At 64.3% G+C, this 19865-nt stretch carries 18 protein-coding genes, 4 tRNA genes and 1 pseudogene; 11 read left to right on the top strand and 12 right to left on the bottom strand.

Annotated features, from left to right (window positions below; translation table 11 throughout):
• From ABT375_RS04600 to ABT375_RS04575, 6 genes are all read right to left on the bottom strand, one after another.
• Entirely contained in the window at positions 1-990 is a 990-nt protein-coding gene (locus ABT375_RS04600) for an AAA family ATPase (protein ID WP_416464253.1), read from the bottom strand.
• A gap of 46 nt (positions 991-1036) precedes the next feature.
• The gene (locus ABT375_RS04595; RefSeq protein ID WP_416464252.1) at positions 1037-1744 is read right to left on the bottom strand and encodes a DUF4159 domain-containing protein; all 708 of its coding nucleotides are present in this window, start codon (positions 1742-1744) and stop codon (positions 1037-1039) included.
• A 16-nt stretch (positions 1745-1760) separates the two neighbouring features.
• Entirely contained in the window at positions 1761-3098 is a 1338-nt protein-coding gene (locus tag ABT375_RS04590; protein WP_416464251.1) for a TldD/PmbA family protein, read from the bottom strand.
• A 20-nt stretch (positions 3099-3118) separates the two neighbouring features.
• Positions 3119-4753 carry a TldD/PmbA family protein gene (locus ABT375_RS04585; RefSeq protein ID WP_416464250.1) on the bottom strand — a complete coding sequence of 545 codons (1635 nt, stop codon included), beginning with the start codon at positions 4751-4753 and terminating at the stop codon, positions 3119-3121.
• A gap of 274 nt (positions 4754-5027) precedes the next feature.
• Positions 5028-5104 (bottom strand) — tRNA-Pro (locus ABT375_RS04580).
• A gap of 105 nt (positions 5105-5209) precedes the next feature.
• Positions 5210-5503, bottom strand: a complete 294-nt coding sequence (locus ABT375_RS04575; protein WP_224546048.1) for a JAB domain-containing protein — start codon at positions 5501-5503, stop codon at positions 5210-5212.
• Between the two features lie 149 nt (positions 5504-5652).
• Here ABT375_RS04575 and thyA point away from each other — a divergent pair, with 149 nt between their 5' ends.
• The 4 genes and pseudogenes from thyA to ABT375_RS04555 all read left to right on the top strand — a co-directional run bounded on the left by thyA (position 5653) and on the right by ABT375_RS04555 (position 10375).
• A complete protein-coding gene (gene thyA / locus ABT375_RS04570; RefSeq protein ID WP_261936719.1) occupies positions 5653-6591 on the top strand; it encodes a thymidylate synthase in 939 nt (312 codons plus the stop codon).
• Positions 6592-6710: 119 nt separating this feature from the next.
• Positions 6711-8006, top strand: a complete 1296-nt coding sequence (locus tag ABT375_RS04565) for a 3-methyl-2-oxobutanoate dehydrogenase (2-methylpropanoyl-transferring) subunit alpha (protein WP_416464249.1) — start codon at positions 6711-6713, stop codon at positions 8004-8006.
• A 38-nt stretch (positions 8007-8044) separates the two neighbouring features.
• Complete coding sequence (locus tag ABT375_RS04560; protein ID WP_224546278.1) at positions 8045-9049, top strand: alpha-ketoacid dehydrogenase subunit beta; 1005 nt, start codon at positions 8045-8047, stop codon at positions 9047-9049.
• A gap of 5 nt (positions 9050-9054) precedes the next feature.
• A pseudogene (locus tag ABT375_RS04555) lies at positions 9055-10375 on the top strand (dihydrolipoamide acetyltransferase family protein).
• 41 nt (positions 10376-10416) lie between these two features.
• Here the strand turns inward: ABT375_RS04555 and ABT375_RS04550 are convergent.
• A complete protein-coding gene (locus ABT375_RS04550) occupies positions 10417-10872 on the bottom strand; it encodes a hypothetical protein (RefSeq protein ID WP_390902448.1) in 456 nt (151 codons plus the stop codon).
• Positions 10873-11070: 198 nt separating this feature from the next.
• Between ABT375_RS04550 and ABT375_RS04545 the strand changes: the two genes are divergently transcribed.
• The 4 genes from ABT375_RS04545 to ABT375_RS04530 all read left to right on the top strand — a co-directional run bounded on the left by ABT375_RS04545 (position 11071) and on the right by ABT375_RS04530 (position 12661).
• Complete coding sequence (locus ABT375_RS04545) at positions 11071-12225, top strand: AI-2E family transporter (RefSeq protein ID WP_224546053.1); 1155 nt, start codon at positions 11071-11073, stop codon at positions 12223-12225.
• 42 nt (positions 12226-12267) lie between these two features.
• Positions 12268-12344 (top strand) — tRNA-Asp (locus ABT375_RS04540).
• Between the two features lie 82 nt (positions 12345-12426).
• Positions 12427-12503, top strand: a tRNA-Asp gene (locus tag ABT375_RS04535).
• An 81-nt stretch (positions 12504-12584) separates the two neighbouring features.
• Positions 12585-12661, top strand: a tRNA-Asp gene (locus ABT375_RS04530).
• 82 nt (positions 12662-12743) lie between these two features.
• Here the strand turns inward: ABT375_RS04530 and aqpZ are convergent.
• From aqpZ to ABT375_RS04505, 5 genes are all read right to left on the bottom strand, one after another.
• Positions 12744-13475, bottom strand: coding sequence for an aquaporin Z (gene aqpZ, locus ABT375_RS04525; protein ID WP_224546055.1), 732 nt, complete (start codon positions 13473-13475; stop codon positions 12744-12746).
• A gap of 260 nt (positions 13476-13735) precedes the next feature.
• Positions 13736-13978 (bottom strand): DUF2842 domain-containing protein, encoded by a 243-nt coding sequence (locus ABT375_RS04520; RefSeq protein ID WP_416464248.1) that lies wholly within the window; start codon positions 13976-13978, stop codon positions 13736-13738.
• Complete coding sequence (locus ABT375_RS04515) at positions 13975-14562, bottom strand: 5-formyltetrahydrofolate cyclo-ligase (RefSeq protein ID WP_416464247.1); 588 nt, start codon at positions 14560-14562, stop codon at positions 13975-13977. The genes ABT375_RS04520 and ABT375_RS04515 overlap by 4 nt, the downstream gene beginning before the upstream one ends.
• Positions 14563-14765: 203 nt before the next feature.
• Positions 14766-15101: a cell division protein ZapA gene (locus ABT375_RS04510; protein ID WP_224546060.1), complete on the bottom strand. Its 336-nt coding sequence runs from the start codon at positions 15099-15101 to the stop codon at positions 14766-14768.
• Positions 15094-15288: a hypothetical protein gene (locus ABT375_RS04505; protein ID WP_224546062.1), complete on the bottom strand. Its 195-nt coding sequence runs from the start codon at positions 15286-15288 to the stop codon at positions 15094-15096. Before ABT375_RS04505 ends, ABT375_RS04510 begins: the two co-directional genes overlap by 8 nt.
• Before the next feature lie 193 nt (positions 15289-15481).
• On the opposite strand from ABT375_RS04505, the gene tkt reads away from it, so the two are divergent.
• The 3 genes from tkt (at position 15482) to ABT375_RS04490 (ending at position 19846) form a co-directional block, all read left to right on the top strand.
• The gene (tkt, locus tag ABT375_RS04500; protein WP_416464246.1) at positions 15482-17443 is read left to right on the top strand and encodes a transketolase; all 1962 of its coding nucleotides are present in this window, start codon (positions 15482-15484) and stop codon (positions 17441-17443) included.
• A 43-nt stretch (positions 17444-17486) separates the two neighbouring features.
• On the top strand, positions 17487-18497 hold the full coding sequence (gene gap, locus ABT375_RS04495) for a type I glyceraldehyde-3-phosphate dehydrogenase (RefSeq protein ID WP_261934508.1): 1011 nt from the start codon (positions 17487-17489) through the stop codon (positions 18495-18497).
• Positions 18498-18643: 146 nt separating this feature from the next.
• Positions 18644-19846, top strand: a complete 1203-nt coding sequence (locus ABT375_RS04490; protein WP_416464245.1) for a phosphoglycerate kinase — start codon at positions 18644-18646, stop codon at positions 19844-19846.
• The last annotated feature ends 19 nt before the right edge of the window (positions 19847-19865 follow it).

Below are 19865 nucleotides of genomic sequence, written 5' to 3'. Positions count from 1 at the left end.
TCAGGCGAGCGGCACGGCGCGGATCAGGGCGGCGACCACGTCGTCGGCGCTGCGCCCCTCCGCTTCGGCGGCGAAGGACAGCAGCAGGCGATGGCGCATCACCGGCGCGGCGAGCGCGGCGATATCCTCGCGCGTTGCGGCCAGACGACCATGCAGCAGCGCGCGCGCCTTGGCGCACAGGATCAGCGACTGGCCGGCGCGCGGCCCTGCGCCCCATTTCACATATTTGCGGATATCTTCCGGTGCGCCGTCGCCGGGGCGGCTCGCCCGTACGATCCGCGTCACCCAATGGAGCAACTCGTCGCTGAAATGCACGTCGCGCACCAGCCGCTGGAGCGCCAGCACCTCCTCGCCCTCCATGACCATCGGTACCATGCCAGCCGTCGCCCCGGTGGTCTGGGCCAGGATCGCGCGTTCTTCCTCTTCCGTCGGATAATCGACGCGGACATGGAGGAGGAAGCGGTCGAGTTGCGCTTCGGGCAGGGGGTAGGTGCCGGCCTGCTCCAGCGGGTTCTGCGTCGCCAGCACGAAGAAAGGCTTGGGAAGTTGATGCGTCACGCCGCCATAGCTGACCGTCTTTTCCTGCATCGCCTCCAGCAGCGCCGCCTGCGTCTTGGGCGGGGTGCGGTTGAGTTCGTCGGCCAGCAGCAGATTGGTGAAGACCGGCCCTTGTTGAAAGCGGAAGCTGCGATGGCCGGTGCCATGATCCTCCTCTAGCAATTCGGTGCCCAATATGTCGCTGGGCATCAGGTCGGGGGTGAACTGGACGCGGCGGAAATCGAGCTTCAACGCGTCGCCCAGCGACCGGACGAGCAGCGTCTTGCCCAGCCCCGGCACGCCTTCCAGCAGGCAATGGCCGCCCGCCAGCAGGCCGATCAGCAATTGCTCCACCACATCGGCCTGACCGACGATCGCCTGCCCGATCGCCGCGCGCAATTGGGTCAATCGCGCAAGACGGGCCTGGATTTCGGCTTCGGTAATTTCGGTCATGTCATGTCCCTTGATGGACGGATGGCGGGAACGGGGACGGGGGCTGTCACACCGACAGCGCATACATAACGATATTGACCGCGAACTTCGTATTGTCCTCGGCCAGGAAGCGCTTGTTGCGCCAGTCATAATCCCATTCGCAGCCATAATCCTTGTTGCTGTACAGAACGCCCAGCCGACCGTTCACCTCTATCCCTTTCAGATAGTCGTGGACCAGATCGTCGCCCCAGCCATTGAGTTCCAGTCCGGTGTTGGGCGGCCCATCATCGAATTTGAAGAAGCTGCGGTAGAGGCCATGGCTCTTGGGCAGCGTCTTCAACGCCTTCGGCCCGAAAATCTTCGCCATCTGCGCCTCGAACGAGCGGGCGAACAGGCCGTCTATGTCATGGTTGCAATCGTCCACCATCACGAAGCCGCCATTGCGGACATAGCGTTCGAAATTGCGGCGTTCGGCCGCCGAAAATTCGACCAGTTTGTGCCCCGCCATGTAACAGAAGGGCGCGGTCAGCATCTTGGGGTCCGACAGGGCCACCACATGCTCCTTCGGGTCTACGCGCAGCGTCGTATAGTCGATCAGCGATGTGACGATGTTCGACGGCGTTCGCTGATCGACGTCCCAGTCGCCCGAATCGTATCGCAACCGCGTGAACCAGAAATCATACCCCCCGGCTGCCGCGGCGGCGGCGAACGGCCGGGCCAGCAACCCGCTGGCCAGACCGCCCGCCATCAACCGGAGAAAGTCGCTGCGCGTCATGCCTTGCGCGTCGACCTCACACCGCGTCCGACAGCGAGGTGAAGGTGAAGTCGCGCAGCTTCATCGGCGGGATCACCATGACCATGTCCGATTCGTCGCTCTTCACCCGCACCGGCTTGCCGAACTCCTCGACATTGTTGAGCATGATGACGGGGCTTTCGTTGAATCGGAAATTCTTCACCGGATATTTGATCTGGCCATTTTCGATATAGAAAGTGCCGTCGCGTGTCAGGCCGGTCAGCAGCACCGTCTGCGGATCGACCATGCGGATATACCAGGTGCGCGACACCAATATGCCGCGTTCGGTGGTGCGGATCAGGTCGGCGGTCGACTTGGTGCCGCCTTCCATGATGACGTTGCCGAACTGCGCCTGTTCCGGCCTGCCCTGCTTTTGCGACCAGAAACGGCTGTAATTCATGTTCACCAGCTTGCCGTTCTGAATGATCGGCAGCTTCTTGCGCGGCAGGTTGTCGCCATCGTCCCAGGGCAGCACCGCCGCGCCGGGATAGGCGGGGTCGGTGAACATCGTGACCTGCGGGCCATAGACCTGCTCGCCCAGCTTGTTGCCGCCGCCCTTTTTCGACAGGAAGCTGCGGCCTTCATCGGCCGATCGTGCGTCGAAGAAGAACATCATGAAGGCGACCAGCCCGGCCGCCGCCGCCGGTTCCAGGATCACGGTATATTTGCCCGGTTCCAATGCCTTGGCCTCGGCCGACGCGCTCGCCTTGCGCATGGCGACGCGAATATCCTCGCCCGCGTTGAAGGTCGCGACGTCCTGCACATTATGCCCGACCCAGCCCGACCCGCGCCCATCCTCGGTGCGGACGGTGCAGGTATAGTCGGAACTGGTCGACGTCTGGTATCCGTAATTGCCCTTGCTGTTCAGGAAGGCGACGAAGCCCGCCTGATCCTCCAGATAGCCTGCCGCGATCAGCTTCTCGGCGCGGCAGGGGCCGATCGAATCGGTCGCTACCTTGGCGCGATAGGCCGCGTCGATACCTGCCGTCGATGCGCTGAACGTATCGGTCTTCATATAGGTCTGCTTGGGCAGCGCCGGCATGAATTCCGGATTTTCCGGGGCCAGCTTGGCCAGTTCCTCGGCGCGGCGCACCACGCGCTCCAGCGCGGCGTCGTCGAACTGGTTGATCGTCGCGGTGCCGACGCGCTTGCCGAACGCGACCTGCACGGACAGTTCGATATTGTCGGTGATGCCCGCGGTGGACACATCATTGCGCGCGAAGCGAACATTGCCGCGGATCGCGCCGATCAGTTGGGCGGTGCATTCGTCCGCCTTGGAAAAGCCCACGACCTTGGTCAGGATCGCCTTGGCCTGTGCTTCGGAAAGGATGCTCATATCTTTGTCTCCCTAACCGATCAGCCGAGCGAACGGGCGGTGTTGATGACGTTGATGCCGTTGAAGCGTGCGGTGGACGACCCGTGCGACACGGCCGAAACCTGCGCCGGCTGGCCCTTGCCGTCGAAGAAGGAGCCGCCCAGGCGATAATCGCTGGCGTCGCACACCCCGGCGCACCCGTTCCAGAATTCCGGCGTGCGGATCTGGTAGGCGACATCCTCGATCTGCTGGGTGATCTTGCCCTGCTTGATCTCGTAGAAGAGCTGCCCGCCGAACTGGGCGTTATAGCGCTGCTGGTCGATCGAAAAGCTGCCGTCGCCGATGATGTAGATACCATCCTCGACATTGGAAATCATGTCGGCGACGCTCATCTTGGCCTTGCCCGGCTCCAGGCTGACATTGGCCATGCGCTGGAACTGCACGTTGGACCAGCTATCGGCATAGGCGCAGCCGTCCGACGCGGCCTTGCCCTCGATATGGGCCTGGTCGCGGATCGCCTGATAGCCGACCAGCTTGCCGTCGCGGATCAGATCCCACTTCTTGGTCTTCACGCCCTCGTCGTCATAGGAGACGGCGCCCAGGCTGCCCGGCTGGGTCTTGTCGGCGACGATGTTCACCTTGTCGCTGCCATATTGGAAATTGGCCTTGAGCTTGTCCATCGTGGCGAAGCTGGTGCCGGCATAATTGGCTTCGTAACCGAGCACGCGGTCGAGTTCGAGCGGATGGCCGACCGATTCGTGGATCGTCAGCCAGGTGTGCGACGGATCGAGCACCAGATCATATTTGCCGGGCTTGACCGAAGGCGCCTTGATCTTTGCCATCGCCTGCTTGGCAGCGGCGACGGCGTCTTCCTTCATATCATAGGACTGGCCATAGACGGTGACGCCATTGGGCAGCACGGTCTTGCCGCTGGCCGCCCCGTCCAAATATTCGTAGCCCAGCCCCATCGGCGCCGACAGGCCTTCGCGCACGCGGAACTTGCCGCTCGCCTTGTCGACCGCGGTCACTTCCATCGGCGCCCAGATGCGATGCACGTCCTGGTCGATATAGCTGCCGTCGGTGCTGGCGAAATATTTCTGCTCGTTCACCAGGAACAGGATGGAACGGATGAAGCTGGCTCCGGCGTCCAGCGCCGCGGCATTCACGCCCATCAGCAGGTCGACCTTGTCCTTGATCGGCACGGTCATGCTGTTCTTGACGATCGGCGTGCGCCAGCTGACCTCGCCCACGCCCGTCACCGGGGCGAGCTGGACCGGCGCGCTCTGGCCCGGCGCATTGGCCTTGGCGATGGCGACGGCTTGGCCCGCGGCCTTGGCGACGGCTTCCTTGGTCATCTCGTTGGTGGCGGCAAAGCCCCAGGCGCCATTGGCGATCACGCGGATGCCGACGCCGGTCGATTCGGTGTTCACCACATTTTCGACATTGCGCTCGCGGGTGATGACGAATTGCCGCAGGTAACGGCCCACCCGGACATCGCAATAGGAAGCGCCCGCGCTCTTGGCCGCGTTCATCGCGGCATCGGCCAGCGCCTTCTTGACTGCCACGTCGATGGCGCTGTTCAGTTCCTCGGCGGCAATCACCTTGCCGAACATGGATGGGAGAAGGAGTCCTCCTGCGCCCACGGCGCCAAAGGCCAGAAAATCGCGTCTGTGCAAGGCTTGTCTCCCGCCTGACTATGCCCGCAGGACGCGGGTCGGATTATATGTGGATCACGGTTTGCGGCCGTATCGACTTGATTAAGGTGGATCATCGCCGTCCGGACCGGCGGGGTCAAACATCTTTTACGGATGCACAAGAAGGCGGACTATGCTTTCGACAGATGTCATCTGTCGAAAAATACTCGCTGCCAAAAGCCGCACAGGCACGACAAATCGGCGGAGAAGGCTATGCCATCCCGCTGATATATCGTCATATCTGACTATGAAAATGTGGTCGGGGAAAGAGGATTCGAACCTCCGGCCCCTGCCTCCCGAAGACAGTGCTCTACCAGGCTGAGCTATTCCCCGACCGATGCCGAAGCCGCTTTGTGGGCGGCCCCGTAAGGCAGGAGTGGGCCTATAGAGGGGGCTTTCCGGACTGGCAAGCGGGCAATGACGCTTTTTTTGCAGTGGTTAGAGAAGCCCTGCCGCGCGGAAGCTGAAGCGGCTTTCGCCCGCGTGGATCAAGTGATCGGCCAGCCGGATCTCCAGCGGCCGCAAACGACGCGCAATGGTTCGCGTCAGGGCGACATCGCGCCAGCAGGGCAGGTGTGACGCATGGCCGCCGCGCCGCTGGATCAGGGCGACCCAGCTGCCTTCGTCTCTCAGCAGGTGGTGCAGCACGCCATGCCAATCCTGGCGCAGCGTCAGCAGGCGTTGCGGTCGCCAGGCGCCATCCAGAATCGCGATCGCCAGTTCGTCCTCCATGCGTGCAGGATGCCGCGATCGCCATCCGGGGGCAGCGGAACAAGAACCCTTTCGGACGGTGATTGCATATCCCGGTCCGATTGGCGCGGCCGCCGTCATGGGCTAAAGCATCGGGCTATATCCATTCGCAGGAACCCGCCTTGACCGACATGCCTTCCTCGTCCGTGCCCCATTATGAGCAGCAATATCTGGACCTGATGCGGCATATCTGGCGGCATGGCGACGAACGGGTCGATCGCACCGGGGTCGGCACCCGCTCGATCCTGGGTGCGACGATGCGATTCTCGCTGGCCAATGATGCGGTGCCGCTGCTGACCACCAAGCGGGTCTATTGGAAGGTCGCGGCGCGCGAGATGCTGTGGTTTCTGACCGGCGACACCAATATCCGCGAACTGGTGCGGCAGGGCGTGCATATCTGGACCGACTGGCCGCTCGACGCCTATCGCAAGGCGACCGGCGAGGATATCGACCGCGACACGTTCGAAATGCGGATCGTCGGCGACGATGATTTCGCCCGGCAATGGGGCGATCTGGGTCCAGTCTATGGCGCGCAATGGGTGAACTGGCCGCGCTATGAGGCGGTCGGCGACGGACTCTATCGAAAGGCGGATCAGGGCCATAACCAGATCGCCGATCTGGTGCAGGCGATTCGCGTCGCTCCCGGCTCGCGCCGCCTGCTGTTCACCGGCTGGAACGTGGCGGAAGTGGCGCAGATGGCGTTGCCGCCCTGCCATATGACCTATCAGTTCCAGGTGTCGGACGGCAAGCTCAACGGCTTGTTGTTCCAGCGTAGCTGCGACCTTGGCCTGGGCTTCGCCTTCAATATTTTCGGCCTCTCGATGATCACCCGGATGCTGGCGCAGCAGTGCGATCTGGAACCGGGCGAGGTGGTCTGGCAGGGCGGCGACGTCCATCTCTATCTGAACCATGCCGCGCTGGTGGAAGAGCAGATGGATCGAATCCCGTCCGGCACACCCAAATTGCGGATCAATCGGCGGCCTTCGAGTATTTTCGATTATCGGATCGAGGATTTCGATGTCCTTGATTATGCGCCACAGGCCCATATTTCCGCGCCGGTGGCTGTCTGACGAGACAGCGAGCCGGACAGTAGTAAAAGGAAAATGGGTAAGGAAGGCTTGCCTTTTGTGGCGTTGTAATTTAATAATTGCGTCAAGCAAGATTATTGCAATGCATCATAGGAGGCAGGATGAGCGATCCGACCGGATCAGGCGGTATTGAGGGGCAGCCAGGGCGTAATCTGCCGCCGCTGCGCCTGCACGTGCCCGAGCCGCCCGCGCGGCCCGGCGAAAGCGCCGACTTCACCCATTTCGACATTCCCGCCGCCGATGCGGCGCCCCGCCCGGACGAGGCGGCGCAGCCCGACGCCATGCGCGACATGGCCTATGGGCTGATTCGCGTGCTGGACGAGGATGGCGCGGCGGTGGGCGCCTGGAACCCCAAGCTCCCGCCCGAAACGCTGTTGCGGATGCTGCGCACCATGGCGCTGACCCGCGCCTTCGACGCACGCATGTTCCGCGCCCAGCGCCAGGGCAAGACCAGCTTCTACATGAAATCGACGGGTGAAGAGGCGGTGTCGATCGGCGCGGCGCTGGCCCTGTCGCGCGACGATATGTGCTTTCCCAGCTATCGCCAGCAGGGGATTTTGCTCGCGCGCGACTGGCCGCTGGTCGACATGATGAACCAGATTTATTCCAACAAGGGCGACCGGCTGAAGGGCCGTCAGTTGCCGATCATGTATTCGGCGCGGGACGCGGGCTTCTTCTCCATCTCCGGCAACCTTACCACCCAATATCCGCAGGCGGTGGGCTGGGCGATGGCCAGCGCCGCGCGCGGCGACACGCGCATCGCCGCGACCTGGTGCGGCGAAGGATCGACGGCGGAAGGTGATTTCCACTCGGCCTGTACCTTCGCCAGCGTTTATCGCGCACCCGTCATCATGAATGTCGTGAATAACCAATGGGCTATCAGTAGCTTTTCAGGTTTTGCCGGAGCCGAGTCGACCACCTTCGCCGCACGCGCCGTGGGCTATGGCATCGCCGGCCTGCGGGTCGATGGCAACGACATCCTCGCCGTCTATGCCGCGACGCGCTGGGCCGCCGATCGGGCGCGGTCCAATGCCGGGCCGACCCTTATCGAGCATTTCACCTATCGCGTCGAAGGGCATAGCACCTCGGACGATCCGACCGCCTATCGCTCTGCCGAGGAAAGCAGCCTCTGGCCGCTGGGCGATCCGATCGCGCGGCTCAAAGCCCATTGCATCGGCTTGGGCATCTGGGACGAGGATCGTCACGCCGCGATGGACAAGGAATTGGCCGAACTGGTCCGCGACGCTGCGCGCGAGGCGGAGAAGAGCGGCATATTGGGCCACGGCCTCCACCATCCGATGGAGAGCATGTTCGAGGATGTGTTCGAAGAGATGCCCCGGCACCTCAAGGAACAGCAGCAGCAGATGCTGGACGAATGGAAGGCGGCAGGACTGTGAGCGAAGCCATGACACAGGAAACTGCCGACACCATCCACATGAACATGATCCAGGCGATCAACAGCGCCATGGACGTGATGATGGAGCGTGACCCGACCGTGGTCGTGATGGGCGAGGATGTCGGCTTTTTCGGCGGCGTTTTCCGCGCCACCGCGGGCCTTCAGGCGAAATATGGCAAGAACCGCGTGTTCGATACGCCGATTACCGAATGCGGGATCATCGGCGTGGCCGTGGGCATGGGCGCCTATGGCCTGCGCCCGGTGCCGGAAATCCAGTTCGCCGACTATATTTATCCGGCGCTCGACCAGCTCGTGTCCGAAGCCGCGCGGCTGCGTTACCGCTCGGCGGGCGAGTTCATCGCCCCGATGACGGTCCGGTCGCCTTTCGGCGGCGGCATTTTCGGTGGCCAGACCCACAGCCAGTCGCCCGAGGGCATCTTCACCCATTGTTCGGGGATCAAGACGGTGATCCCGTCCACGCCCTATGATGCCAAGGGACTGCTGATCGCCGCGATCGAGGATAATGACCCGACCCTATTCTTTGAGCCCAAGCGCATCTATAACGGCCCGTTCGACGGTCATTATGATACGCCGGCGACCAGTTGGGCCGGTCATGCCGATGCGCAGGTGCCGACCGGCTATTACCGCATCCCGTTGGGCAAGGCGCGGATCGCGCGGGCAGGCGGCGCGCTGACCGTCCTCTGCTACGGCACGATGGTCCATGTCGTCGAGAATGTGGTCGCGACGCTGGGCATCGACGCGGAGATCGTCGACCTGCGCAGTCTGGTTCCGCTGGACATCGACACGATCGAGGCGTCGGTGAAGAAGACCGGCCGCTGCCTGATCGTGCATGAGGCGACGCGAACCAGCGGTTTCGGCGCGGAATTGCTCGCCCAGGTGCAGGAGCGCTGCTTCTACCATCTCGAAGCGCCGATCGAGCGCGTCACCGGCTTTGACACGCCCTATCCGCACAGCCTGGAATGGGCCTATTTCCCCGGGCCGGTGCGTATCCGCGAAGCCATCAACAAGATCATGAAGGACTAAGGGTCATGGCGCTGTTCACGTTCAAGCTGCCGGACATCGGCGAAGGCATCGCACAGGCGGAGGTCGTCGGCTGGCACGTCAAGGTCGGCGATCGGGTCGAGGAAGACCAGCCGATCGCCGACATGATGACCGACAAGGCGACGGTCGAGATGGAAAGCCCGGTTGCGGGCACTGTGGTGCGTCTGGCCGGCGAGCCGGGCGACCAGATCTCTATCGGCGCCATGCTGGTGGAGATCGAGGTGGTAGGCGAAGCCGCCGCCGCGCCGCCGCCATCGGTGGAGACGATCGAGGCGGAAACGCCGGGCGAGGCGGTGATCGAGGCAACAGAAACTTCCCTTCCTGGAAGTTCAAACGAGTCACGTGCCTCGTTTGATGGGCCGGGGGTGGATGGCGAGCATCGCCAGCCTTCCGCCGTCGAAACGCCGGAGCCGCCTGCGGCGGCGCCCACCCCCAACCGGGGGAGAAGAACCTGTCCTCGCGTCGCCCGCCGTCCGCGCGCGCGCCAGGGAATTGGGCGTCGATCTCGCCCAGGTGAAGCCGTCCGGCGACCATGTCCGCCATTCTGACCTCGACGCCTATCTGCTCTATGGCCAGGGGCAGGGCTATCGTCCCGCGGGACGATCGGCGAAACGCGCCGACGAGCAGGTCAAGGTCATCGGCATGCGCCGCCGCATCGCGGAGAATATGGCCGCGTCCAAGCGCGCCATTCCCCACTTCACCTATGTCGAGGAAATTGACGTCACTGCGCTGGAGGATCTGCGCGAGCAGCTCAATGCGAACCGCGGAGACCGGCCCAAGCTGACCATGTTGCCGCTGCTGATCGTGGCGCTGTGCAAGGCGCTGCCCGACTTCCCGATGCTCAACGCCCGCTATGATGACGAAGCGGGCGTGGTCACGCGCCATGGGTCGGTGCATCTGGGGATGGCGACGCAGACCGATTCGGGGCTGATGGTGCCGGTGATCCGCGACGCGCAGGACCGCAATGTCTGGCAACTGGCGAGCGAAATCCGCCGACTGGCCGACGCCGCGCGCAGCGGCAAGGCGAAGTCGGAGGAACTGTCCGGCTCCACCCTGACGCTCACTTCCCTGGGTCCGCTTGGCGGGATCGCCACCACGCCGGTCATCAACCGGCCCGAAGTCGCGATCATCGGCCCCAACCGCGTGATCGAACGTCCTGTATTCAAGGGCAAGGAGATCGTTGCGGCGAAGCTGATGAACCTGTCGATCAGCTGCGACCACCGCGTGGTCGATGGCTGGGATGCGGCGAGCTTCGTCCAGGCGGTGCGCAAGCTGCTGGAGGCGCCGGCCTTCCTGTTCGTGGACTGATCGGCATGACGGACCGGGCGGCGTCGGCGTCGCCCGGTTCCCTACCGCATGACCGCGCGATAGCTTAATCGTCCGGCCCGGCCTGGCGGCACGGCTTCGGGCAGTTGCCAGCGTATATGGGTGACATCCTCCGCCACGGCCCGACGCACGCCGCCCAGCGGGGTCGGCAGCCAGAGCTGGTCCAGCCGGCCCCAATGGCCGCCACCATCGACCGAAACCTGCATATGGGGATCGCTGATGTCCGGGCGGGTGCCGTGCGGCACCGCGCGTGTGACGGCATAGTCGCGCACGGGCTGGGCGCCATCATTGCGCCAATGGACGATCACGATCAGCGTGTCGCCGGGGCCGACCCGGTCGGCGCTCTCCAATGTCCGGCGCGGGCGGCCGTTGATGTCGGTCGATACGCGCTCCACGAACATTTGCGTGCCCAGCCGGATCGCCGGCTGCGCGGTGGCAGGATGCGCGGCCATCAGGCCCGTCGCCACAGCCAGCGCCATAGGAACCGGAGCCCAAAGCATCCGCGTCATTCTCTTCCCCGTTCTTGCGTCCCCTGCGGCCGTGATTAGCGAGGGCGCGCAAATATTTGGTTAAGCCCGCCTTTTCCGCTCATGTCGGGGCGATGACGTCCTTTGTAAATTGACGCTGCACTGCGGGCGGCGCACATCGGACGGGAACGAAAAGGGAATCGACCGCGCGTGACCATGAATGAGCAGCAAGAGGTCAACCGGCGCCGCGACCGGCTGCTCGCGTCGATCGCGCTGACATCGGGCATCGGCCTGATCCTGGCGCTGCCCTTCGCCCTGCGCGCGGGGGCGGAATTTTTCCTGCCGCTGACCGCTGCACTGGTCATCGCCATCGCGCTGGTGCCGTTGCTGGAATGGATGGAGCGGCGCGGGCTGCCGTCGGGGCTGGCGGCGCTGATCGCGATGATCGGCTTTCTCGTCGTCGCCAACACCGCGCTGGTGCTGATCGTGGTGCCGGCGACCGACTGGTTCCGCATCCTGCCCCAGCGCCTGCCGCAGATTCAGGCGAACCTCGCCCCGCTGATCGACTTCTACGCCAATCTTCAGCGCTTCGTCGACGAAACGGTGCGGATGGTGGCCAACGGGCCGGTTGCGGCGGCGCAGACGGCCGCGGTCGATGCACCGCGGTCGCTGTTGCAATTCGCAGCCACCTCCGCTCCCTCGGCGATCATCCAGATGGTGTTCGCGCTGCTCATCATCTATTTCTTCCTGGCGGGCTGGACCCGGTTGCGACGCCGCACGATCAACAGCCGTGGCAGCTTCGACGGCGCCATGGCGGTGGCCCGGGTGATCCAGAATATGGTCGATGCGACGTCGGCCTATGTCATCACCATCGCCACCATCAACCTGTGCCTGGGCCTGGCCATCGCCTTCGCGCTGTGGCTGATCGGCATGCCGTCTCCGCTGATGTGGGGCGGCATCGTCGCGCTGCTGAACTTCATTCCCTATTTCGGGCCGATGCTGGCGGCGATGCTGCTTGGACTGGGCGGCCTGATGGTGTTCGACGACGTCTATGTCGCGCTGCTGCCGGCCGCATTGCAGGTCGGTTTTCACCTGGTGGAGGCCAATGTCGTTACGCCGATGCTGCTGGGCCGGCGGCTGACGATGAACCCGCTGCTGATTCTCGTTTCGCTGGCCTTCTGGGGCTGGGTATGGGGTACGCCCGGCGCGTTGCTCGGCGTGCCCCTGCTCATCATCATCCAGACCGTGGTGTCGGCGGCGGGAACCCCCGATATTGCCGGTTTCCTGTTCGAGCAGGGGACGCTGACCGTGGCCCCGCGCAAAGAAAATGACGAGAAAGAGGAAAGTCCCGTTGCGGACGGTTGACAGCATCGGCGGACGCTCATAGACGGCGCTTCCACACCAAACGCGGGTGTAGCTCAGTTGGTTAGAGTGCCGGCCTGTCACGCCGGAGGTCGCGGGTTCGAGCCCCGTCACTCGCGCCACTTTCCCTGACAGGAAGGTGGAAATGGTGTTCCAGGCAGCATCGTCTGGTGATCGGCAAGATCACGAAAGATGCCACCCTGCGCGGGTGTAGCTCAGTTGGTTAGAGTGCCGGCCTGTCACGCCGGAGGTCGCGGGTTCGAGCCCCGTCACTCGCGCCACTCTCCCTGACGGGAGGGTGATTTCTCCCAGATTTGCATCATCTGGCGGCTTTCGGGCCGGAAAACATGCAAGCGCCTTACGCGGGTGTAGCTCAGTTGGTTAGAGTGCCGGCCTGTCACGCCGGAGGTCGCGGGTTCGAGCCCCGTCACTCGCGCCATTCCCCGTTCCGACCGGGAGTGGCGCTATCGCGTAACTTGATGGGGCCGACGCCATCGGCCCCGGCCCGACCCCGGCAATGTTTACAGATTCTCGCCCACGATAGCTGGTGCGAGCGGCTCTTCCGCCAGCCAGCGATAGGCGCCGCCGGCGACCAGCGCGCCGATCATCGGGGCCAGCCAGAACAGCCATAGTTGTTGCAGCGCCATGCCACCGACCAGCAGGGCCGGGCCGGTGCTGCGCGCCGGATTGACCGATGTGTTGGTGACCGGGATGCTGATGAGGTGGATGAGAGTCAGCGCCAGCCCGATCGCGATCGGCGCGAATCCGGCGGGCGCGCGGCTGTCGGTCGATCCCAGGATGATGATGAGGAAGCCGAAGGTCAGCACCGCTTCGATCGCCAGCCCTGATCCCAGCGCATAGCCGCCGGGCGACAGCGGCCCGAAGCCGTTCACCGCCAGGCCATTGCCGGCCAGCGCATAGCCCGGCTGGCCGCTGGCGATGTACAGCAGCAGCGCCGCCGCGATGACCGCACCCACCAGCTGGGCGACGACATAGGGAGCGATGTCGCGCACGGGGAAGCGGCCCCCGGCCCACAGGCCCACGGTCACCGCGGGATTGAGATGACAGCCGGAAATATGACCTATCGAATAAGCCATTGTCAGGACGGTGAGGCCGAAAGCCAGGCTGACGCCCAGCAGGCCTATGCCGACATCCGGGAAGCCCGCCGCCAGCACCGCGCTGCCGCAACCACCGAAGACCAGCCAGAATGTGCCGAATGCTTCGGCGAAAAGTCTCTTGCCCAACGGAACCATAGCATCCTCCTGTGAAGGGATATTCCCGCCACCGGCATGGTCTGGGTCCGGTGCGGGGTGGCGCCGCCCGGGGATTTCAGGAAAATATCGACATGAAGGATGGTCGCCCCGGCTGGAGCGCCACGCAAAGCTGGCCGACGCATGGACATGCCTTCGTCCCCCAATTCGGAAGCGTCGAAACCTGTCCCGGAACAGCGGGATTACCCGTTACGGCCCCTCAACGATATCGGGATATCGTGAAATGCAGGGCCTGTCACTGCCTATCCGCGGCGCCAGCGCCCGGTTTCCATCCATGCAAGCAACCGCCTGAGCGGCAGCACCCAGATCCACACGATCCCCAGTACGACATAGATGGGCGCCTGCGCCCACATCGGCAGCGCGCCGATCAGGCCCGACAGGCTGCCCACCAGCACCGCCCACAGCCCGATCAGCCCCACGATCGCGAACATCCCTACGGGCTTGCGCCAGCTCGGCTGGTGGTAATGGCGCGGGTCGATGCTCACAGTTCCGGTCCTTCGATCAGTTCGACTTCGGTCATGATGATGTCCAGCGGCAGATCCCACGGGTCGGCAGGCAGGGTGTCGATCTCCTGCGCGGACCAGGCGATACCGACCCGCAGCGCATCGGGGAAACGGGCGAAGGCGCGGTCATAATAGCCGCCGCCCTGGCCCAGCCGGTTCATCGCCCGGTCGAACCCGACCAGCGGCGCGACGATGACGTCGGGCGTCACCGGCCCGTCGCCCGGTTCGGGGTTGCTGGTGCGGAACGGACCGGGCACCAGTTGATCTTCGGGCTGCCAGACCAGGAAATCCATGCTGCCCAGCCGGTCGAGCACCCGCGGCAGCGCCACGGTCTTGCCCTGCGCCTGCAACTGCGCCGCCATGCGCTGGGCCGGGGCTTCGTCATCGACCGCCATATAGAGCGCCACGACCTGCGCATCCGCGATCCGGCGCGCCAATGGCGACGGGATCGCCTTGAACGCCAGCCGATGCGCGAGCGGGTCGAGCGTGGCGACGAAATTGGTTCGGCGCTGCCGTGCGATCGCGCGCAATGCCGTCTTGTCGGCGGCGGGGGTGTCGTCGCTCATCATGGCCTTCTGGAAGAAGCGGGGCGGGGGAGGGTGACGGGACCGCCTTGGCCGTGTGCTGGAATATCCTCTGACGCCTCAACGTCAGGTGGGGACCATGTAGATCGGGCCGGAGCCCGCCTAGGGACAGCCCCCTTGGATGTGATTATCGCCTCAGGGATGTTCGCTAAAGCTCGTACCAGGCAGAACCCGTCTCCACCAATCTAGGCGTTCGCGGTCCGGGCGGCAAGCCGGTCGCGCAGCTTTTCTATCCGCCCGGCCAGCGCTTCGATCGCGCGGGCGCTCGGTTCGTCGTCGCCATCCAGCGGCAGGCGGGTCTGCCGTCCCGCCACTTCGCGTTTCAGGTCGTTCAACTCGTCGGCCAGGAACAGCGCGGCGAACAGCAGGGTGCGCACCTCGGTCAGGCCGGGCGTGCTTTGCTGCGCCACCCGCGCCTTGTCCTCGATCAGCGTGGCGAGATGGCCCAGATGCGCCTCTTCCCCGTCGCGGCAGCGGATCGGATAATGCCGCCCGGCGATCACCAGCGTCGTTTCAGCCATGGGCATGCCCTTTCAGCGTGTCGATCAGATCGTCCAGGGATCGCAGCGCGGCGCGCGCGGCACCCTGGTCCAAAGCGGGGAGGGGGTTGGCCGGGGCGGTGTCCACCAGACCCGCCACATCCTGTTCAAGCCGGCTCACAGCACGCTCCAGCGTGCCGATCGCCTGCATCATGCGGTCGCTTGCCATCGTCCATCCATAGCGAAAGTCGGGGCCATGCAAAAGCAGTCTTTCTGGCCGATTACAGCGCGCTTCTCACGCTTCGTGCCGCCGCTGCGGTTGACGCATGGGGCTTGACGCGACAAAGGGGGCGCGATCTCGACTCGCCTGCATACGCGCGGGCGCGGTCTTTTGCATGTTTCAGGAAAGACGCCCGCCCGCCATGACCGTTTCCGAAAAGTCGCTCGCCAACGCCATCCGGGCGCTGTCCATGGATGCCGTGCAGGCCGCCAACAGCGGTCATCCGGGGATGCCGATGGGCATGGCCGATGTGGCGACCGTGCTGTTCGGCGATTATCTGAAATTCGATCCGACCCAGCCCAAATGGGCCGATCGCGACCGCTTCGTGCTGTCGGCGGGCCATGGCTCGATGCTGATCTACTCGCTGCTGCACCTGACCGGCTACGCCCGCCCCACGATCGAAGACATCGCCAATTTCCGTCAGTTGCACAGCCCCTGCGCCGGTCACCCGGAGAATTTCGAGCTGGCGGGCGTGGAAGCGACCACCGGCCCGCTGGGGTCGGGCCTTGCCACCGCCGTCGGCATGGCGATCGCCGAGCGTCACCTGAACGCGCAGTTCGGCGACGATCTGGTCGATCACCGCACCTGGGTGATCGCCGGCGACGGCTGCCTGATGGAAGGCATCAACCATGAAGCCATCGGTCTGGCCGGTCACCTGAACCTCGGCCGCCTGATCGTGCTGTGGGACGACAACAAGATCACCATCGACGGCGCCGTCGACCTGTCGAGCAGCGAAGACGTCCTCGCCCGCTACGCCGCCACCGGCTGGCATGTCGTGTCGTGCGACGGTCATGACGTCGCCGATGTCCGCCGTGCGCTGGCCGAAGCCGTCGCCGACGGCCGCCCCTCGATCGTCGCCTGCGCCACCAAGATCGGCTATGGCGCGCCGAACAAGGCTGGCACATCGGGCGTTCACGGCTCGGCGCTCGGCACCGACGAAGTCGCGGCCGCCCGCGAGTTTCTCGGCTGGACCGCCGAACCCTTCGTCATCCCGGCCGACATTGCCGACGCTTGGAAGGCGATCGGCGCCAAGGGCCGAGATGTTCGCGCTGCGTGGGAAGGCCGCCTTGCAAGTGACGAGAAGGCTGCGGAATTCACCCGCCGCATGGCTGGTGACCTGCCCGCCGACTTTTCGCTCGACGCTTATATCGACACGCTGATCGCCAATCCGCAGAAGGTCGCGACCCGCAAAGCGAGCGAACTGGCGCTGGGTGCGATCAACGATCTGCTGCCCGAAACGCTGGGCGGCTCGGCCGATCTTACCGGCTCCAACAACACCAAGACCAAGTCGACCGGTCCGCTGACGAAGGACGATTATTCGGGCCGTTACGTCTATTATGGCATCCGCGAATTCGGCATGGCCTGCGCGATGAACGGCATGGCGTTGCATGGCGGCGTGATCCCCTATGGCGGCACCTTCCTCGTCTTTTCCGACTATATGCGCGGCGGCATCCGTCTCGCCGCGCTCCAGCAGCAGCGCGTCATCCATGTCCTGACCCATGACTCGATCGGTTTGGGCGAAGACGGTCCGACCCACCAGCCGATCGAACATGTCATGTCGATGCGCATGATCCCGAACCTCGACGTCTATCGCCCGGCCGACATCGTCGAGACGGCGGAATGCTGGGAACTGGCGCTCAAGGACGCGACCGGCCCGTCGGTGCTGGCGCTGACCCGCCAGAACCTGCCGCAGTTGCGCACGGAAAAGAGCGAAAATCTGTCGGCGAAGGGCGCCTATCGCCTCGTCGCCGCCACCGCCGCGCGCAAGGCGGTGATCATCGCTACCGGTTCGGAAGTCGAAATCGCCGTCGCCACCGCCAAGGCGCTGGAAGAGCAGGGCATCGGCGTCGATGTCGTCTCCATGCCCAGCTTTGCCCATTTCGATGCGCAGGATGCCGCCTACAAGGCCGATATCCTGCCCGCCAATGTGCTGCGCGTCTCGATCGAGGCCGGCACGACCTTCGGCTGGGAACGCTATACCGGCCTCGACGGCCTGCGCTTTGGCATCGACAGCTTCGGCGCATCGGCCCCGGCCGAAGACCTCTACGATCATTTCGGCCTGACCGCCGCCAAGATCGCGCCGCAGATCGCGGCTGCGCTCTAAATTCATAACCAACCGAACAACAACACCTCAGGAGGCTAGTGCAGTGGCAACGAAGGTAGCAATTAACGGTTTCGGACGTATCGGCCGCCTGGTGGCGCGCGCCATTCTCTCGCGCACCGACCATGACCTCGAACTGGTCAGCATCAACGATCTGGGCGACGTCAAGTCCAACGCCCTGCTGTTCAAGCGCGACTCCGTCCATGGCAATTGGGCCGGCGACGTCAGCGTGGACGGCGATTTCCTCGTTGTCGATGGCAAGAAGATCAAGGTGACGGCCGAGCGCGATCCCGCCAACCTGCCGCATGCCGACCTGGGCGTCGAAATCGCGCTGGAATGCACCGGCATCTTCACCACAAAGGACAAGGCCAGTGCGCATCTGACCGCTGGCGCCAAGCGCGTGATCATTTCCGCGCCCGGCACCAATGTCGATCGTACCGTCGTGTTCGGCGTCAACCATGACGCGCTGACCGCCGACGATATCGTCATTTCGAACGCCAGTTGCACCACCAACTGCCTGGCCCCGCTCGCCAAGGTGCTGAACGATGCCATCGGCATCGAAAGCGGCTTCATGACGACGATCCACAGCTACACCAACGACCAGAACACGCTGGATCAGTTGCATAGCGACATGCGCCGCGCCCGCGCCGCCGCCCTGTCGCAGATTCCGACCTCCACCGGCGCCGCCCGCGCGGTGGGTGAGGTTCTGCCCGAATTGAAGGGCAAGCTGGACGGATCGTCGATCCGCGTGCCGACCCCGAACGTCTCGGTCGTGGACCTGAAGTTCATTCCCAAGCGTCCGACCACGAAGGACGAGGTCAACAGCCTGCTCAAGGCCGCGTCGGAATCCGGCCCGCTCAAGGGCGTGCTGGGCTATTCGGACGAGCCGCTGGTCTCGATCGACTATAATGGCGATCCGCGCAGCTCGACCGTCGACAGCCTGGAAACCGCCGTGGTCGATGGCAAGCTGGTCCGCGTGCTGAGCTGGTACGACAATGAATGGGGCTTCTCGAACCGCATGATCGACACCACCGGCGTCGTCGCGAAGTTTCTGTAAGATCAAGGTTGAAGGGCAGGCGAAAGTCTGCCCTTTTCGTCATCCCAGCGAAGGCTGGGATCTCGCTTTCTTCCTCACCATGGGAAAGGGAGAGGGATCCCAGCCTTCGCTGGGATGACGTCTGTTTAGGCTCAGGAGAGATAAAGATGACCAAGCCGTTCAAGACGCTCGACGATATGGGCGACATCACCGGCAAGGTGGTGCTGGTGCGCGAAGACCTGAACGTGCCGATGCAGGACGGTTCGGTCAGCGACGACACCCGTCTGCGCGCGGCGATGCCGACTGTGCTGGAACTGGCCGATCGCGGCGCCAAGGTCCTGATCCTCGCCCATTTCGGTCGCCCCAAGGGCCAGAAGAACCCTGAATTTTCCCTGTCGAAGATCACCCGTCCCCTGACGCAGGTACTGGGCCGCGAAGTCCAGTTCATCCCCGATTGCCAGGGCGAGGCCGCCGTAGACGGCATCGCGGTCATGCGCCCCGGCGACATCGCCATCCTCGAAAACACCCGCTTCCACGCAGGCGAGGAAAAGAACGACCCGGCTCTGGTGGACGCCATGGCGGCGATCGGCGACCTGTACGTCAACGACGCCTTCTCCGCCGCGCACCGCGCCCACGCCTCGACCGAAGGGCTGGCCCGCAAGCTGCCCGCTTTCGCCGGTCGCTCGATGGAAAAGGAACTGGACGCGCTTGCAGCCGCGCTCGGCGAACCGGTCAAGCCGGTCGCGGCCGTCGTCGGCGGCGCCAAGGTGTCGACGAAGCTCGACGTGCTCAACAATCTCGTCAAGCAGGTCGACCATCTCATCATCGGCGGCGGCATGGCCAACACCTTCCTTTATGCCCGCGGCGTCGATGTCGGCAAGTCGCTGTGCGAAAAGGATCTGAGCGATACTGCCGAGGCGATCTTCGAAGCCGCCGAAACCGCCGGCTGCATCATCCACCTCCCCTATGACGTGGTTGTGGCGAAGGAATTTGCCGCCAATCCGCCCTCGCTGCGCACCTGCAACGTCCATGAAGTCGCGGAAGACGAGATGATCCTGGACGTCGGCCCCGCCGCCGTCGAGGCATTGGGCGATGCGCTCAAGAACTGCCGCACGCTGGTCTGGAACGGCCCGCTCGGTGCCTTCGAGATCGCGCCGTTCGACGCCGCGACCGTGGCGTTGGCCCGCACCGCAGCAGCTTTGACCAAGGAAGGCCAGTTGACGTCGGTTGCCGGCGGCGGCGACACCGTGGCGGCGCTCAACCATGCGGGCGTGGCCGCCGACTTCACCTTCGTCTCGACCGCTGGCGGCGCCTTCCTCGAATGGATGGAAGGCAAGGAACTGCCGGGCGTCAAGGCGCTGACGGCCTGACCCGATAGCGACATGGGGC

The organism is Sphingomonas sp. VDB2 (assembly GCF_047946695.1).
In the GTDB taxonomy this organism is placed as follows: domain Bacteria; phylum Pseudomonadota; class Alphaproteobacteria; order Sphingomonadales; family Sphingomonadaceae; genus Sphingobium; species Sphingobium bisphenolicum.
Note: the sequence above shows the minus strand (reverse complement) of the source record. Positions and strands in the feature narration are given on the sequence as shown.

Coding starts and splice junctions, on each gene's coding strand:
- ABT375_RS04575 (WP_224546048.1), bottom strand. CDS start 5,503: ATGGAGGACGAACTGGCGATCGCGATTCTGGATGGCGCCTGGCGACCG.
- ABT375_RS04490 (WP_416464245.1), top strand. CDS start 18,644: ATGACCAAGCCGTTCAAGACGCTCGACGATATGGGCGACATCACCGGC.
- tkt (WP_416464246.1), top strand. CDS start 15,482: ATGACCGTTTCCGAAAAGTCGCTCGCCAACGCCATCCGGGCGCTGTCC.
- ABT375_RS04510 (WP_224546060.1), bottom strand. CDS start 15,101: ATGGCTGAAACGACGCTGGTGATCGCCGGGCGGCATTATCCGATCCGC.
- ABT375_RS04590 (WP_416464251.1), bottom strand. CDS start 3,098: ATGAGCATCCTTTCCGAAGCACAGGCCAAGGCGATCCTGACCAAGGTC.
- ABT375_RS04595 (WP_416464252.1), bottom strand. CDS start 1,744: ATGACGCGCAGCGACTTTCTCCGGTTGATGGCGGGCGGTCTGGCCAGC.
- ABT375_RS04560 (WP_224546278.1), top strand. CDS start 8,045: ATGAACATGATCCAGGCGATCAACAGCGCCATGGACGTGATGATGGAG.
- ABT375_RS04565 (WP_416464249.1), top strand. CDS start 6,711: ATGAGCGATCCGACCGGATCAGGCGGTATTGAGGGGCAGCCAGGGCGT.
- ABT375_RS04505 (WP_224546062.1), bottom strand. CDS start 15,288: ATGGCAAGCGACCGCATGATGCAGGCGATCGGCACGCTGGAGCGTGCT.
- ABT375_RS04515 (WP_416464247.1), bottom strand. CDS start 14,562: ATGAGCGACGACACCCCCGCCGCCGACAAGACGGCATTGCGCGCGATC.
- aqpZ (WP_224546055.1), bottom strand. CDS start 13,475: ATGGTTCCGTTGGGCAAGAGACTTTTCGCCGAAGCATTCGGCACATTC.
- ABT375_RS04550 (WP_390902448.1), bottom strand. CDS start 10,872: ATGGCGCTGGCTGTGGCGACGGGCCTGATGGCCGCGCATCCTGCCACC.
- thyA (WP_261936719.1), top strand. CDS start 5,653: ATGCCTTCCTCGTCCGTGCCCCATTATGAGCAGCAATATCTGGACCTG.
- ABT375_RS04600 (WP_416464253.1), bottom strand. CDS start 990: ATGACCGAAATTACCGAAGCCGAAATCCAGGCCCGTCTTGCGCGATTG.